This is a genomic window from Paenibacillus mucilaginosus 3016 (assembly GCF_000250655.1).
GTDB classification, from domain to species: domain Bacteria; phylum Bacillota; class Bacilli; order Paenibacillales; family NBRC-103111; genus Paenibacillus_G; species Paenibacillus_G mucilaginosus.
On record NC_016935.1, the window covers coordinates 2,814,624 to 2,831,603 of the forward strand.

The 16,980-nt window shown below is 59.2% G+C and carries 8 protein-coding genes; all 8 read left to right on the top strand.

Features of this window, described 5'->3' with window-relative positions:
- Window positions 1-13: 13 nt before the first annotated feature.
- The 8 genes from PM3016_RS12135 to PM3016_RS12170 all read left to right on the top strand — a co-directional run bounded on the left by PM3016_RS12135 (window position 14) and on the right by PM3016_RS12170 (window position 16,972).
- Window positions 14-1,699: an extracellular solute-binding protein gene (locus PM3016_RS12135; protein WP_238540499.1), complete on the top strand. Its 1,686-nt coding sequence runs from the start codon at window positions 14-16 to the stop codon at window positions 1,697-1,699.
- 327 nt (window positions 1,700-2,026) lie between these two features.
- Complete coding sequence (locus tag PM3016_RS12140; protein WP_014369671.1) at window positions 2,027-3,715, top strand: glycoside hydrolase family 13 protein; 1,689 nt, start codon at window positions 2,027-2,029, stop codon at window positions 3,713-3,715.
- Between the two features lie 219 nt (window positions 3,716-3,934).
- Window positions 3,935-5,299, top strand: coding sequence for an ABC transporter substrate-binding protein (locus PM3016_RS12145; protein ID WP_014369672.1), 1,365 nt, complete (start codon window positions 3,935-3,937; stop codon window positions 5,297-5,299).
- A gap of 93 nt (window positions 5,300-5,392) precedes the next feature.
- Window positions 5,393-6,259 (top strand): carbohydrate ABC transporter permease, encoded by an 867-nt coding sequence (locus PM3016_RS12150; protein ID WP_014369673.1) that lies wholly within the window; start codon window positions 5,393-5,395, stop codon window positions 6,257-6,259.
- Window positions 6,259-7,077 carry a carbohydrate ABC transporter permease gene (locus PM3016_RS12155; RefSeq protein ID WP_014369674.1) on the top strand — a complete coding sequence of 273 codons (819 nt, stop codon included), beginning with the start codon at window positions 6,259-6,261 and terminating at the stop codon, window positions 7,075-7,077. Before PM3016_RS12150 ends, PM3016_RS12155 begins: the two co-directional genes overlap by 1 nt.
- Before the next feature lie 89 nt (window positions 7,078-7,166).
- Window positions 7,167-11,645 carry a glycoside hydrolase family 66 protein gene (locus PM3016_RS12160; RefSeq protein ID WP_014369675.1) on the top strand — a complete coding sequence of 1,493 codons (4,479 nt, stop codon included), beginning with the start codon at window positions 7,167-7,169 and terminating at the stop codon, window positions 11,643-11,645.
- Window positions 11,646-11,866: 221 nt separating this feature from the next.
- Entirely contained in the window at window positions 11,867-14,197 is a 2,331-nt protein-coding gene (locus tag PM3016_RS12165) for a glycoside hydrolase family 66 protein (RefSeq protein ID WP_014369676.1), read from the top strand.
- Window positions 14,198-14,434: 237 nt separating this feature from the next.
- Window positions 14,435-16,972, top strand: a complete 2,538-nt coding sequence (locus PM3016_RS12170; RefSeq protein ID WP_014369677.1) for a cohesin domain-containing protein — start codon at window positions 14,435-14,437, stop codon at window positions 16,970-16,972.
- The last annotated feature ends 8 nt before the right edge of the window (window positions 16,973-16,980 follow it).

Genomic DNA, 16,980 nt, shown 5'->3' on the forward strand with positions numbered 1-16,980 from the left:
GGGACGGGCGGATGTGAGAAAAAAGACCGGGGTGCTCCTGCTGGCTGCCGTGCTGCTTACTGCAGGCTGCAGAGGCTCAGCGGGGGAGGAGAATCCGGAATCGGCTGCTCCGCCGCAGCAGGCGGGCTCCTCCGGGGAGGAAACGGCCTACGGCAGACTGCCTCAGCAGGTGACACTGAAGATCCCTTACAAGATCGTCAAAGAGAGCACGAAGCTGGCGGACGGGGATTCCTACGAGGATAATCCCATCTACCGCTACCTGGAGGAATCGCTGAACATGAAGATCTCCCATGTCTGGGAGAGCCGCGATACCGAAGGTGCCGTGACACAGAAGATTAACCTGGCGATAGCAAGCAACGATATCCCGGATGCGATGATGGTCAATCCGAACCAGCTTCGGGTCCTTGTCGAGAAGGGGATGATCGAGGATTTGACGGATGTGTATGACCGGTATGCATCGGATCTGATTAAGAACATCCATGACTCGACCCAAGGGGCGTCGCTCGAGTCCGCCCGCTTCGGAGGCCGTCTGATGGCCCTCCCAAACGTGAGCATCGAGGCGGATTCGCCCTATCTTCTCTGGGTCCGTCAGGACTGGCTGGCGAAGCTGGGCCTTGCGCCGCCGAAGACGGCCGATGACATTGCGCGCATTGCCAGGGCGTTCATCGAGCGGGATCCCGACGGGAACGGCAGGGCGGATACGCTGGGGCTCAGCGGGGACAAGTATATCGTACTCGGCCAGAAGGCCGGACTTCACGCGTTCGATTCGGTGTTCAGCGCAAACGGGGCGTTCCCTAAGGCATGGGTGAGGGACAAGGACGGAAACGTAGTGTACGGTTCCCTCACTCCGCAGACCAAGGAAGTGCTGGCCAAGCTGGCCGGCTGGTACAAGGAAGGGATCATCGAGAAGGACTTTCCTCTGCGGGGCGACGGCGGTGAAGTGGTTGCTGCGAATCGGGTGGGCATTCACTTCGGGGCCTGGTGGTCCCCTTGGTACCCGCACCCGGATTCTATCAAGAACGACCCCAAAGCGGAATGGATTGCCGTAAGGGCGCCTCTGGATGCGGATGGTCGCTTTACGGTGCGGATGGCTCCCGTGGCCGATCAGTTCATCGTGGTGAGGAAAGGCTACAAGCACCCGGAAGCGGTCATGAAGCTGCTCAATACGTTCACCCGGCTGGAGCGCGGAGAAGACCCGAATACGGAGCAGGCCGCCGCCATCAAGGAATACGAGTCTCGCTACCAGATTGACAAGCATGATTTCTATCCGTTCAACATGATTCTGGATTATGCGGACGCGGTGGGACGCAAGACGGAGCTGCTGGAGCGTGTGGCAGCCGGTGAACTGAAGAAGGAGGATATGAAGACCGACGAGATGAGACAGAACTACGACGCGGTCTTGTCGGATCTGACGCATCCGAAGAAGGATTTGACCGCCTATTCAGTCAGCCGCGCTTACCTCCAGGGAGGAAGGGTGCTGAACGAAGGGGTTAACGGGGAATACAGTCTGTTCACCGGACAGACGCCTACGATGGAGAGCCGATGGGCGGCACTCGACAAGCTCGAGAACGATACGTTCCTGCGCATCGTCACGGGTGAAGCGCCGGTCGACTCGTTCGACAGCTTCGTGAAGAAATGGAAAGAGCTCGGCGGAGAGCAGATTACCAGGGAAGTTACAGAGGCTGTCAAGCTGAAGTGAAGTTGCAGTGAAACGAAGTGAAGTGAGCCGGTGAGCGATCGGCTGCCGGTTCAGGGATGAGAAACCCGCTTCAGCGGATATCCGGAGAACGGGTATTCGGCAGCAAACAGAACGGGGCCATCCTTCCGGGCGGCCGCAGGAGCGGGCCGGCCGACAGGACCCAGGGGTTCCCGATGGCAAGGGGCAGCCGTTCGTTCAGACCCACCAAGTAACCTGGTGCGGCTCTGCATGGATGCGGGGCCTGTCCTGCATAGTAAACCAACTATTCGCATTTGGAAAATCAGCTTTGGCATGACCACATTGACAGTGAATCCGGAGGCTAACCACATGGAGAGAACATTTTGGAAAGAAGGCGTCGTGTACCAGATCTATCCGCGCAGCTTCATGGACAGTGGCGGCGATGGAATAGGCGATCTGAAGGGCATCCTCTCGAAGCTCGATTACCTGAAATATCTGGGCGTGGACATTGTGTGGCTGAGCCCGGTCTACAAGTCCCCGAACGACGACAATGGCTACGACATCAGCGATTACTGTGCGATCATGGACGAATTCGGTACGATGGCCGACTGGGAGGCGCTGCTTGAGGGCCTTCATATAAGAGGCATGCGCCTGATCATGGATCTGGTGGTGAACCACTCCTCCGACGAGCATGAGTGGTTCGTGGAGTCCCGGTCGTCGAAGGAGAACAATCCGTACCGGGATTATTATATCTGGCGGCCGGGCAAGCCGGACGGGACCGAGCCGAACAACTGGCTGTCGTTCTTCGGGGGTTCGGCCTGGGCGTATGACGAGGGTACGGGGGAGTATTATCTTCACCTCTTCACGAAGAAGCAGCCGGACCTCAACTGGGAGAATCCGAAGCTGAGGAAAGAAGTCTACGGCATGATGAGCTTCTGGCTGGAGAAGGGCATCGACGGCTTCCGGATGGATGTCATCAACTGCATCTCGAAGACCGAAGGGCTTCCTGATGCAGGTACGGCACGGTATGCCTGGGGCGGGGAACACTTCCTGAACGGTCCCCGGATCCACGAGTACCTGCAGGAGATGAACCGCAGTGTCCTGGCCGGCCGGGACATCATGACCGTAGGGGAGATGCCGGGGGTAACGCCGGAGGAAGCCGTGCTCTATACGGATCCGGAGCGGCGCGAGGTTCATATGGTCTTCCAGTTCGAGACGATGGACATCGATACGGCACCGGGGGGCAGCGGCAAGTGGAGCCTGAAGCCCTGGGAGCTGCGCGACCTGAAGGCCGTCACGACCAAATGGCAGACGGAGCTGCACGGGAAAGGCTGGAACAGCCTCTACCTGAACAACCACGACCAGCCCCGGATGGTCTCCCGCTTCGGCAGCGACGGGGCGCTGAGGAAAGTATCCGCCAAGCTGCTGGCCACCTTCCTTCATACGCTGCAGGGCACCCCGTACATCTATCAGGGCGAGGAGCTCGGGATGACGAACGTGCGGTTCCCCTCCATCCAGGAGTACAAGGACGTGGAGACGCTGAACTTCTACCGGGAAGCTGTGAACGAATGGGGATGGACACCTGAACAGGCGATGGCCTCAATCTACGCCAAGAGCCGGGATAATGCGCGTACGCCGATGCAGTGGGATGACAGCGCCAATGCGGGCTTCACGACAGGAACACCATGGATCGGCATTCATCCCAATTACACAGAGATTAACGCGAAGGAAGCGATGGCTGATCCGGATTCGGTCTTCCACTATTACCGGCGGCTGATCGGGCTGCGCAGGGAGCACCCGATCATGGCTTACGGGGAGTATCGCCTGCTTCTGGAGGATCACCCGCAGATCTATGCCTATACGAGGCAGCTGGAGAGCGAGCAGTGGCTTGTGATATTGAACTTCTCCGAAGGGGAAGCACGGTTCGAGTCGCCGGAAGAGCTCAAGGGTGCCGAAGGGCAGCTGATCATTGCGAACTATCCGGCCGATCCAGGGATGCCGGCATCCGGCATCACACTGCGGCCTTACGAAGCGCGGGTGTACCGGCTGAAGGGATAAGGACGAAGGGGGACGTGCAGGGATTAGGGTAACCGGCTGCAGCGGACCGGTCGGAGAGGATTTCAAAGGCGAGTTCCTCCATACGGTCCGCCTGTCCGGCCCCCCTGTATCCTGAGGAAAGGAGAGACGGCGGAACCGCGGAAGAGATCAGGCAGCGGCGATAAGCGATCAGACTGCCATAACGCGGGTTTGAAATGAGTGACAGGGATAGCGAACCAAATGAAAGCGCTAACCGAGACGCAGGACAAGCAGGATCTGCACAACGACATTAGGGGGACGACACAGATGAAACGGACCATACCGACGAAACAACTGAAGAAAAAGGCAGCGGTATTCGCAGCAGCCGGCCTATTGGCGGCGGGATCCATCCTGTCCGGCTGCGGAGCCGGGACCCAGGCGCCGGCTGCATCTCCGGCCGACAAGCAGGGCGCCGCCGACGGAGGCAAGGTCAAGCTCCAGTTCTTCCAGAACAAGCCCGAGGCCAAAGTCTCCTTCGACGCCCTGATCCGGAAGTTCAACGCTGCGAATCCGGGTATTGAGGTGACACAGGTGAACGTGCCGGATGCCGAAACCGTGCTGAAGGTGAATGTGGCGAAGAATGAGGTGCCGGATATTGTCGGCATGGGAGCCACCGACACGTTCGCGTCGCTATCCAAGAGCGGTACGTTCCAGGACCTCTCGGGCCACGAAGGGGTGAAGACGGTCCAGCCGGCCTACATCGACATGGTCAAGAAGACGACCGGAACGGCCGAGCTGTACGGCATTCCGCTGACATCGAACGCCAACGGCATCATCTACAACAAAGCGCTGTTCGCCGAGCTTGGCCTGACGGTCCCGAAGACGTGGGACGAGCTGATGGCCGCCGCAGAGAAGATCAAGACGGCGGGCAAGGTGCCGTTCTACCACACCTTCAAGGACTCGTGGACGACGATGATCTCCTTCAACTCTCTGGCGTCGAACCTCCAGCCGGAGAACTTCATCGAGGACCGCAAGGCCGGCAAAGGAACGTTCGCTGAAGGCTACAAGGAAATCGCCGAGAAGCAGCTGAAGCTCGTCGAGCTTGGTCATAAGGACCAGAACGGCAAGGGCTACGGGGACGGCAATACGGCCTTCGCCAAGGGGGCTGCCGTCATGTACCTGCAGGGCGTCTGGGCGATCCCCGAGATCCTGAAGGCCAATCCGGCGATCGAGCTGGGCTCGGTCCCGTTCCCGGCTTCGAATGATCCGGCCAAGAACAAGCTTGTCTCGGGGGTGGACACGCTGCTCGCGGTCTCCAAGACGACGAAGCACAGCAAGGAAGCGGCCGCCTTCGTCTCCTTCCTGCTTCAGCCGGATAACGTGAAGCAGCTCATCACCGAGCAGAAGTCCTTCTCCGCGGTACAAGGTGTTGCCCAGGACGACAAGAATGTTACCGGCCTGAACGCCGCCTTCGAGGACGGGCAGCTCGTGGACTTCGCCGACCATGCCATCCCGGGTACGATGAAGATCGATACGATCATCCAGGAGTACTACTTCAAGAAAGACATGGCGGCGTACCTGAAGAAGCTCGACAGCGAATGGGAGAAAGTGCAGTCCCGCAAGTAACACACGACATGCATGCTTGCTAATAAAAAAAGGGGCAAGCAGGGGGAGCGGCAGGCTGCCGCCCCTCCCGCAGCCTTATCGGAGGATGGAGCCATGGCCCGGCAGCGATCGGTATTTTATCTCATGACGGTTCCTGCACTACTGTTGTTCTTTACGTTTCATACGATTCCGGTCATCCAGGGAATCTTCTACTCGTTTACGAACTGGGATGGCTTCAGTCCCTCGTACGATTTCATCGGGATCAAGAATTACCTCAGCGTCTTTCAGGACGGCGATGTGCTGAATTCGTATCTGTTCACCTTCAAATTCGCGGTGCTGACGACCCTGCTGGTCAACGCGCTCAGTCTCCTCATCGCCCTCGGACTTAACGCGAAGATCAAGCTCCGCCAGTTTTTCCGCGGAGTCTACTTCCTGCCTAACGTGCTCAGCGTGCTCATCGTCGGGTATATCTTCAACTACTTGTTCTCGAACGTGTTCCCCGTATGGGGGGCGAAGACGGGCATCGAGGCGCTCTCAGGCAATCTGCTCGGCAGTATGGAGTACGCCTGGATCGGTATCGTGATTGTGGTTGTGTGGCAGTCGCTCGCTTTTAACTCCATCTTGTATCTCGCCGGATTGCAGACGATCTCCGAGGATCTCTATGAGGCTTCGAGTCTCGACGGGGCCGGCCGGTGGAGGGAATTCTGGAGCATCACGTTCCCGCTCATCGCGTCCTTCTTCACGATCAACATGGTCCTGTCCCTGCGCAGCTTCCTCCAGGTCTTCGACCAGATTATCGCACTGACCGGAGGCGGGCCGGGCAGGGCCACCCAGTCGATCGCCCACCTGATCTATACGGGCGGCTTCCAGGGCCAGGAGTTCGCCTACCAATCCGCGAATTCGGTGATCTACCTCATCGTGATTGTCGGCATCTCCTTCGTGCAGATCGCATTCTTACAGAAACGGGAGATGGATATGTGATGCAAAAGAAGACGAATTGGACGGCGACTTTCCTGATCGCCTTCGGGACCTTGTTCATTCTGTTCCCGCTGTATATGACGGTCTCCATCGCGCTCAAAACACCCGAGGAGATGGCCGAGTCGCTGTTCGCGCTGCCGACGGGCTTTCACCTCAGCAACTTTACGAAGGCCATCGAGCTCACGAATTTCTTCCAGGCGTTCAAGAACAGCACGGTCATTACGATCGCCACGGTCTTGTTCACCCTGCTGACGAACTCCATGGTGGCTTACGCCGTAGCCCGGAATAGGAGGGAGAAGTTCTTCAAAGGGGTCTACTATTACTTCATCAGTGCCCTGTTCATCCCGTTCCCGATCATCATGCTGCCGATCATGCAGCTCACGACGGCACTCCGGATGAATAATCCGTCAGGACTGATCGTCCTCTACATCGTGTATGGGCTTGCCTTTAATATTTTCGTCTATGTGGGCTATATCAAATCGATTCCGAAGGAGCTTGAGGAGGCGGCGATCGTGGACGGCGCGTCGATCTGGGGCACGTTCTGGCGGATCATCTTCCCCCTGCTCGGTCCGATCAATGCCACGGTGGGGATCCTGACCTGCCTCTGGGCGTGGAACGACTTCATGCTTCCGCTCATCATCCTGGGCAAGCCGGAGATGGCCACCCTGCCGCTCGTGCAGTTCGTCTTCCAGGGGCAGTTCAGCACGGATTTCAATCTCGCGTTTGCGTCCTACCTCATGGCGCTTTCACCGATGGTGATCCTGTATCTCATCGCTCAGAAGTGGGTGATTAACGGAGTAACGCAGGGTGCAGTCAAATAAGGCTCTGCCGCAGGGCGGGGAGGGGGCGTACAGACGCCCCTGCCTTTCTCTATCAAGGACAGTTCAACTACATTAAGGAGGCTGACGTTATGCAAAAGAGGTTCCAAAGCAGGAAGCCGGACCGGAAGGACCGGCAGCTGAAGAAAAAGATCGGACTCAGCGCCGCAGCGGTGCTGGTGGCGGTTCAGGGCTTTGCCCCGCTGGTATGGGGCAGCAGCGCCGTCACCGTACAGGCGGAGGCCCAAGCCGCAGGTCGGAAGGCACAGAACCTGCCGGCAAAGCCGCTTACTGCGATAACCATCGGCAAGGCGCGCTATGCTCCGGGGGAGAAGGCGGCGTTCACGCTGAGCTTCGAGCAGGGAAGCGGATGGAGCGGGAAGATCCGGATGGAGATCTACCAGGCGAATACGCTTGTTGCCGCAGGAAAGAAAGCGGTTGCAGTCATGCCGGGTACCAACAGCGATCTGACGGTGGAGTGGCAGCCGCCCGCGGATGATTTCCGGGGCTATCTCGCCAAAGCATGGATCGAAGGCCGTGAAGACCAATTTGTAACCGCTGCCCTGGACGTATCGAGCGACTGGACGCATTTTCCTCGCTACGGGTTCGTTGGGGAATTTTCGCAGGAAACGCCGGAGCAGAGCGATGCGAAGATGAAGCAGCTGTCGCAGGAGTACTATCTGAACGGCTACCAGTTCTATGACTGGATGTGGCGGCACGATGTCTCGGTGTATTCGAAGACGAATGCGGACGGAACGCCGGTACGGGATGCGCAGGGGAATTTTGTTACCGCTCCCATAGAGGCTTCGACCTCCTATCCCGACCTGCTGGGAAGGACGCTGTATCCGCTGTCGGTGAAGCAGCAGGTGGCCTCCGCCCAGAAATACGGCTCGGCCGCCATGGCCTACGAGATGAACTATGCGGCGCGGGAGAATTACCAGGCGTTCGGCGTGAAGCCGGAGTGGGGGCTGTATAAGAAGACGGCACCGACGCCTCCGGACCCGGGGAAGGATCAGGTGGGCTTCTTCTTCGACGGCGTGAAGCCGAAGCCGACCGGGCTGTATCTGCAGGACCCGGGGCACCCGGATTGGCAGTCCTACATTACGAAGGAATACAACCGCGCGGTCAATGAGTTTGGCTTCGACGGCATCCATCTGGATCAGTGGGGCGCGAACGACAACGACTACCTGCTCGATTATTACGGCCGGAAGCGGTATTACTCGCTGGACTACAGCAAGCTGATCGGCGCGACCAAGGCATCGCTTGAGGGGAACCATGCGGACAAGGCTCATGTGGCGTTCAACATGGTCGGAGGCAATGCCGGGTACAGCACCGTGACCGATCCGCAGACGAAGACGGACTTTGATTACAGCGAGCTCTGGCAGGACATGAACCTGTACAAGGACGTGCAGAAGGTCGTTTACGATACTCGCAGCAAGAACGGCGGCAAGGCGATGGTCATTGCCGGCTACATGAACTACAAGGAAGCGGCCGGCATTCCTTACAGCGCTTCGGAGGCCCAGGATGTGCCGAAGACGCTGGCATTCCAGTCGCGGATCGGCAAGTCGCCGAGCTGGGTAGGGGACTTCGGCAAGAAAGACGAAGATGCGATCGTCTTCAACGTCCATGTGCCGGCGGCCGGCGAGTACGACCTCACGCTCCGCTACGGACACGGCAACAGCGGAGGGAATCCGGAGGGACGTTTATCCGTGAACGGCAGCGTGGCGGTTCCGAGCATCCCGTTCGACGAGTTCACGGATTGGGGCAACCCGGTGGCGGAGAAGACGGTAACGGCGCAGCTGCAGCAGGGGAAGAACGAGATCAGGCTCCAGCTGAATTCGAATGACCTGTGGCTGAACGTGAGGGAACTCGAGGTGAGCGTGAAGTCCGCCGACGCTGCGGCATTCGGGCAGACGGTTCAGGCCGTGTTCGCCGAACTCGTCTCCTGCAAGGTGGATAACTACGGAAGGGTGTACTATTTCGAAACCCAAGGCGATTATGTCGAGTTCGAGGTCGATGCCGCAGCAGCCGGTGAACAGGAGCTGATCTTCAGCTACGGCGCCGCTTCGCAGGCGGTAGAGCGGGCATTGGATGTCAACGGGGAGAAGCTGGCGCCGGTTTCCTTCGCTCCGACCGGGAGCGTCACCGAGTTCAAAGAGGGAGCAGCGGTTAAGGTGCCGCTGAAGCAGGGGACGAACACCATCCGGCTGATGGCCGAAGGAAGCGATCCCGGCTTGAACCTGCAGTATCTGCGGATGGGGGACAGCTACTACATGGCCGAAGCGGCCAAGACCGGCTGGGCTCCTACGCAGGAAGCGCTGATCCGCCGGGTGCCGGCATCGCCGGAAACGGGCGGTACGGGCTACATCGACGGCTTCCGCCAGCAGGGCGACTTCGTCCGGTTCAAGACGGCTCCTGTGGAGACTGGGGATGGTGAGCAGGAGCTGATCTTCACGTACAGGAACCCGGGAGCGGCGGCGGAGCGGGTCGTCTACGTTGACGGCCGCAAGGCCGGCACCTTGACGTTGGCACCGACCGGCGAAGCGTGGCGGACCGCCATCCTGCCGGTGCGGTTCGCGGCCGGTCAGGCCTCCCGCGAGGTGACGGTGAAGATGGAAGCGGAGACGGCCGCCGGGGCGATCGCGCTGGATCGGCTCGAGGTGCAGGGACAGCCGCTGCAGGCAGAGGAAGCCCTGACGGGCTGGGAGCCGGTGGTGCCCCGCAGGAGCAGCGTGGAGGCCGTGCCGGCGAAGACGGACAACTTCGGCCGCAAGGGCCAGGCCTTGATCTTCGAGGTGGACGTGACGGAACCGGCGGAGACGCTGGATTTCACCTACCGGACCGGGAACAACCCGGTGCTGTCCGTGGAGATCGACGGGCAGACGGTCGACGGTGCGGCCGCCTTCCCGGCGACCTCCGGCGGATGGGACGGGGCGATGGCCGTGAAGACGGTCCGGACGCCCGTAGCCCCCGGCAAGCATACGGTGAAGGTGACGATGGAGTCCGACGGGCAGTACATCAACCTGAGCTCGCTGGCCATCGGGCGGGACGAGTACGGCATCGAGCAGGCGGCCCTGATTCCGGCGCCTCCAGCGGACGCGGTACAGCCGGTTACCGGCTATGCGGGCGGCTTCGACCAGGACGGGGATGTGGTCACCTTCGAGACGTGGGTGCCTGAAGCGGGAGAGTACCGGCTCGCCTTCCGCTATGGTTCGGATGCGGCCTACACCGTAACGAGGGACGTGTATGCGGGGGACGGCGAGGGGCGCACGATTTCCTTTGCGCCGACGGGTCACAACAGCTGGGGCAGCGCAGAGGTGAACGGCGTGGTGCTGCAGGCCGGCTCGAATGCCATCGCAATCCGTGTGAACGGAGCGGATGACGAAGGAATCCGTCTGGATCATCTCAAGCTGAGCTCCGCGGAGAATACCCGGATTTATGAGGCGGAGAAGGCGAACGTGACGCCGGCCATGGAGCTCTACAAGGATACGGTGCTGAACTTCGGTCATATCGGCGACGAGGTCTCCTTCGATGTGGAGGTGCCGCAGGACGGCGAGACGTCCATCATCTACACCTATTCGAACGCCGGACCGACGACCTACCGTTCCGTCTATGTGGACGGGCAGCGTTCTCCGGATCCCGGCGGCCAACCGGGCCGGGTTACATTCGAAGGCACCGGAGGGAGCGAGAAGTACAGCGAGGACGGCTACTTCGTCATCCCGCACCTGACCGCAGGCAAACACCGGATTACACTGAAGATGGAGGAAGGCGACGGCAAAGGCAGCATCAACCTCCGTGCCGCGACGCTCGGCTATTTCAACGAACCGTCCCTGCGCCTGATGGATGCCGGTCTTGCGGCGATGGGCGCCACCCATATCGAAGTCGGTACGGCTGAGAAGATCGGGAACGGCCCGAACCTGATCGCCCACGAATATTTCCCGAACCGGAGCAAGAAGGTGCTGAATGGTACGAAGGAGACGCTGAAGGAGTACTACAAGTTCTTTGCGGCTTACGAGAACCTGCTGTTCGACAGCAGGGAGGACCTGCAGGCTTCCATCGCAGTAAGCAAGGATGGGGCAGCGGTGCCCCTTAGCCGAGACGGCGCCAAACATACATTATGGTACACCGTCCGGAAGAATGCGGATAACAAGGGCTTCGAGCGGTATGATGTCCTGCATCTGGTCAATCTGCTGAACAATGACGACAACTGGCGGAACGCTGCAAGCGAACCCGCCGTGCAGCAGAACCTGCAGATCACGTATCCGATCGGAATCCGGGAGAAAGAGGCGAAGAAGCTCAAAGTGTACGCAGCCACCCCGGATGCGCAGCACGGCCTGTTCAAGGAGCTGAAATACAAGTGGAGCGGAACGAATCTGGTGATCGATCTGCCGGACCTCTCCTACTGGTCGATGATCTATATTGACCGTGAACCGCAGCAGAACAAGGTAGACCGGATCTTCAGGAATGAGGCGGGAGCCAGCGGACATGAAGGCGGCGAAGGCCAAGAAGCGGGCGAAAGCGGCAGGCTGCAGGGTACCGTGCCCGGCAGACGGGCCGGGCTCCAGGAGTAGACGCGGGCCAAGCGATGTGCACCTGCCGGGACGGATGGATTCCGTCCCGGCAGAGCACTCCTTGGATGCTGCGCAGTAGAAGGCTTTGACCGGCGGTCACAGTCCGTTCCGCTGCCCGGCAATCATGGAAAGGAGGTGAGGGTGTTGAACTGATGGTAACAAGGGCAGGCAGATAAACAACCGTCCTGTCCGTACTTCATCTATCGAAAGGTGTGAAACTCATGAAAAGCAAGTGTATGAAATCGACGGCCGCCGCTTTCATCACCGCGGCCGTGCTTATGACCACGATTGTAAGCGCTTTACCCACAAAGGTGTCTGCCTCAAGTACAGGAACCATACTCTATGACGTTACGACGGACAAATCGATGTACAGTCCGGGGGCCAAAGTACAGCTCCGCATCGACATCAAGAACCGGACGGGCCGGGATATTGCGGGGGGCCGGGTCGAGATCAAGGCCAAGCATCTCGGTCAGCAGGTCGGCCAGGCGATCACCAAAGCATACGATCTCAAGAACAGCGCGGACCTGATGATGGTGGCCGACTGGACGGCACCCGGTACCGACTTCAAAGGCTATCTCCTCGAAGTGTATATCCATGATGCGGCAGGCGCTCTCCTAGACTCCGATACGGTGGGAGTAGATATCTCTTCCAGCTGGCTCAAGTTCCCGAGATACGGCTACGTGTGGGATTATACGGAGAACGTGGACACTGCAGGACGAATCGACAAGCTGAAGAACTATCATATCAATGCGATCCAGTATTACGACTGGAAATACCGCCACCACAAGCCGGTCGCGGATCATCCCGACGTCTGGGACGACTGGTCCGGCCGCAAGATCTACGGCAGTTCAGTCCGGGGATACATTGCGAACGCCAAGGCGGCGAATATGGCCAGCATGTCCTACAACATGACCTACGCCGCGACCAACGGCTATGACAAGGACGGCGTGAATTCCCAGTGGGGCCTCTATTATGCGGATGACAATCCGAACGGAACGGGCCAGTTCAACTTCAAGATGGCGGATTCCACGCCAACGGGCATTACGCATCTGTATTTCTTCAACATGAGAAACAAGGCCTGGCAGGACTATATTTTTGCCCAGCAGAACAAGGTGTTCGCAAACTTTGACTTCGACGGCTGGCACGGGGATACGGTCGGCGAGTGGGGCAGGATGAAGACCTGGGACGGCCAGACGCTCTACGTCAAGGATACGTACACGGAATTCCTCAATGCCGCGAAGGCGGCGATCGGCAGCAAGTATCTCGTCTTCAACCCGGTAGGGGCGCAGGGCATCGAGCATGTGAACAAGAGTAACGTGGATGCGATCTACGCCGAAATCTGGCCGTGGGACCGCGACAGCGAGGGACAGCTCTACGACACGTACGCCTCTCTGCGGAAGGAAATCGAGCAGTCGCGCAGGGAAAGCGGCGGCAAGTCCCTGATCGTGCCGGCGTATATGAGCTACGACTACGGCGAACAGAACCCCGGCAGGCCGTTCAATACGGCGGCGGTGCTCCTCACCGATGCCGCAGTCTATGCGGCCGGCGGCTCGCGGCTGGAGCTCGGGGACAACGGGAACATGCTCAGCAACGAATACTTCCCGGCACAGAATCTGTACATGACCGAGGATCTGCAGAAACGCGTGTCGAAGCTGTACGATTTTATCGTGGCCTATGAGAACCTGCTTCGCGACGGGCAGACCGAGACGGCGAACCGCATTGAAATTCCGGGCTATGCCAGCAGCGCGGCCGGCGATCCGAACAAGATCTGGGCGTACGGCAAAAAGGACGGCAAGTACGAGATCATCCAGATGATCAATCTACTAGGTGTGAGCCGCAATGACTGGAGAGCCAATGACGGACAGAAGGAGACGCCTGCCAAGATTACGGACTATGAGGTTAAATACTATTACACGAATGACGTGAACTCGGTATGGGTCGCCTCTCCGGACGCCCGCGACGGCCGTTCGCAGAAGCTGGCGATCACCGCGAAGGGCAGCGACGCCGGCGGGAACTTCGTGAAGTTCCGGGTCCCCTCGCTCGAGTACTGGAATATGATCTACATGAGCGGGGAGGTGACACCGGACGAGACGGAAGGCGGCTCCACAGGCGGCGGAGGGACAACCGCCAATCTGCTCTCGAACGGCGGCTTCGAATCCGGGACGCTCACTCCTTGGACCGAGTGGCATCCGGACGGCCAACCGGCGAGCTATGGGATAGACGGCAGCGACGTGAAGGAAGGAGCGAAGAAGCTCTATTTCTGGAACGCCAATGCGTACCAGCAGAGCGTCCACCAGGTGAAGACGGGACTGGCCGGCGGAACGTATACGGTGAAGGCCTGGGTGAAGGCCACCGCTTACGGCGGAGCACCATCGGCAGCTCGGCTAGAAGTGAACGGCGCGTATACGAGCTTGACGGCGGACGGCACGTGGAAGCAGTACAGCAGCACGGTGAACGTGACGAACGGCTCGGTGGACGTCGGGTTCTATGTGAACTCGCCGGGAGCCACATCGGTTCAGATCGATGAGGTGACGCTCACGAAGAATCCTTAGCGCGAGGAACGGCCCCATGCTGCTGCATGGGGCCGTTTGACATAAGCGGGCTGGCCTATATGGAGGATTCGGGAGGATCATTGGCAGCTGAGAGGCTGTGAATAGATGATTCTAAATTATTCCTAAAGGGGAAGGAAATTGAATCGTATACTCGAATGGTATCAGGGATACGGATAGACCACTCAGGCCCCTTATTACACCCCGTATCAAAATATACGATGGGTGGTTGAGAACGAAATGAATGGTTGGACAAGAACTGTCAACAAGCGTAACACATGGCTGGCGGCCCTGCTGTTCGGGGTCCTGCTGCTGATCGTACCCGGGTACTCCCATGCAGCGGAGAATATCAGTGTTGCCATCACGAAGCCGCGGGTCAACGAGAAAGCGGATACCAAGCTGATCATCGAAGCCAGAATCTCCTCCGTGTACCAGCTCCAAGAAGTCAAGGCAGCAGCCGGCGGGCTTGAAGTCGCACTGACCCAGTCCTGCCCGGGCTGCGATTGGACGGGAGAACTCAACATCTCCACGCTCCCCAAAGGTGCTCAGTCCCTGACGGTCACGGCCAAGGATGTCTACAGCGGCACCGGTTCCGCCTCTGTCGGTTTCAAGCATGACTCTCCTCCCGTCATAACCCGCCTGGAACCCTCAGATCATGCCGTCATCCGTGACAACAGCCTCCACGTCATAGCGGAAGTGAAAGACGACCTCACCGCCATACCGGAATACTACGTTGGAATCAGCCGGTTAGGCGACAGGGAGCCTTTTATCTACGACAGTGCGCAGGGGGCGCCTCTACTGGACAAAACATACGACGTCTCCGCCAATAACGGCCAGACCTTGAGGATCACGCATCAGATCAACGATGGGGCGGACCAGTATGGGGAGCCCACGAACAGCCTTTACATCAACCGGACCGTACATATCGAGAACAGTCAGACCATCACCGAGGCCGAGCGGGTTCCGGGTGTGGAGATTATCGACGCAGATGCAGAGCGGCTGCTTATTCATAAGCAGGGGAAGGTGTACATAAAGAACCGGGCCGGCGGGGAAGAGACCCTCATCTATGAATTGGATTACCCGAGCGGAATCCAGCTGACGAAGAGCGGTGCCGTATTCATGACGCGCTATACCGACTACGGCTACCGTCTGAACATCTGGAACGGGGAGTCCAATCTTCCCCTGGATATCAACATCGATGAGCCTTATTATTGGCAGGTCCGCGGCTCGTACCTGCTCTTCGTGAACGGACCGGAAGTGCGCTTGGTGAATACCGCCACACTGGAAGCACGCCGGCTTCCGGTGATCGGCCGAGCCCACTACGAGCTGGAGGAGAACGGTGACGTGCTCATCGACGGCGGCGAAGCCGGTGTAGCCATTCAGCGCTACCGTGCCGTGACCGGTCAGCTTGAAGCCTTCCTCGAAGATCCCGATCAGCCGCGCGGCCCTGTTTCCGACGGTACTGCCGTACTTTATCTGACGTTGGACGGCGCTCTTCATAAATACGAGGGAGGGAGCGTCACGACCGAAGTCTACGGGCTCAGCGGAGAGAAGCGTCTTCAGCCGCACAGCGGATATGAGTTGAATAACGGATGGATCGCCTATGAAGGGGCGGAGGAGAACGGTGTCCGGCCGATCTACTTGAAGTCCCCCGAAGGAACCGTAACCCGTGCGACTTATTTCAATGCGGATGCCGATATCCATTACCTTGGCGGGAACGGCACGCTGATGGTCAAATACCAATCCAGCCTGTATCAATACCAGCCGGGGCAGAAGGAGCTTCTCCTCATCGGCGGGGCTGTCGGCAGACCGAAGCTGCTGGATGGGGAGCTCCGCTACCTGCTGGGCGATACGATCTTCAGCATCAACACCGGCACTCCTTCCGATACGTCGCCCCCACAGTGGCCGGCAGGCGACGTGCTTAGCGTGACGGCCGTGACGTACAACAGCGCACAAGTCACTTGGCAGCCTGCCGCCGACGATACGGGGGTGACCCAATACTGGATGTATGTGAACGGCACGCTGGCGGAGTCTCTGGATGCTTCCGAGCTAACGTACACCGCGGTCAATTTGTTTCCGGAGTCGACCACCACGTTCTATGTGGTTGCCGTGGACGGCACCGGCAAACGGAGCCCGGCGAGCAATACGGTCACCGTCACAACACCGCCTTACAATCCTGAGCCGGGCGCAGCGCCGCTGTCCCTGCAGGCCAAACCGGGACCGCTGGCCGTAGGCTCCGTTCTGGAGCTGCAGGTTCGTGCGGAGCAGGCGGCGGATCTCTACGCTTTCCTGGCGAAGCTCTCTTACGATCCGGCGAAGGTGAAGCTGCAGCAGGTTCTTCTAAGCCCTTCGTTCGGTACGGAAGGCACGGATGCCGTGCTCTCGAAGAACGTGAAGACGCCGGGCACCGTGACGGCTGCCGGCTCGCTGCTGGGAGAGCTCCCCGGGCGTACAGGGGATGCGGGGCTGCTCACCTTGAAGTTCACCGTGCTGCAGAAAGGCAGTGCCGTGTTCACTCTTGGCACCGAATCGTCCCAGTCCGACAGTCAGGGCCGGATCTCCAAGCTGCAGGCGCCGGTGAGCCTGACGGTCCGAATCGATGACACCGACTTCGATCAGGATGGGGTTACCGGGCTCAGCGATCTGGTCCTCATCTCCCGGCACAGCGGCCTCTCCGCCGGACAGACCAGTTTTGACGCCAAGTATGATCTGAACAATGACGGCCGCATTGATGTGTTGGATGTCCAGGTCGTGGCCAATAAAGCAGTATCCGCTTAAATCAGTCG

Bases quoted from the DNA above. Each gene is read 5' to 3' on its own strand.
- PM3016_RS12155 (WP_014369674.1), top strand. From the start codon at position 6,259: ATGCAAAAGAAGACGAATTGGACGGCGACTTTCCTGATCGCCTTCGGG.
- PM3016_RS12160 (WP_014369675.1), top strand. From the start codon at position 7,167: ATGCAAAAGAGGTTCCAAAGCAGGAAGCCGGACCGGAAGGACCGGCAG.
- PM3016_RS12140 (WP_014369671.1), top strand. From the start codon at position 2,027: ATGGAGAGAACATTTTGGAAAGAAGGCGTCGTGTACCAGATCTATCCG.
- PM3016_RS12150 (WP_014369673.1), top strand. From the start codon at position 5,393: ATGGCCCGGCAGCGATCGGTATTTTATCTCATGACGGTTCCTGCACTA.
- PM3016_RS12145 (WP_014369672.1), top strand. From the start codon at position 3,935: ATGAAAGCGCTAACCGAGACGCAGGACAAGCAGGATCTGCACAACGAC.
- PM3016_RS12170 (WP_014369677.1), top strand. From the start codon at position 14,435: ATGAATGGTTGGACAAGAACTGTCAACAAGCGTAACACATGGCTGGCG.
- PM3016_RS12165 (WP_014369676.1), top strand. From the start codon at position 11,867: ATGAAAAGCAAGTGTATGAAATCGACGGCCGCCGCTTTCATCACCGCG.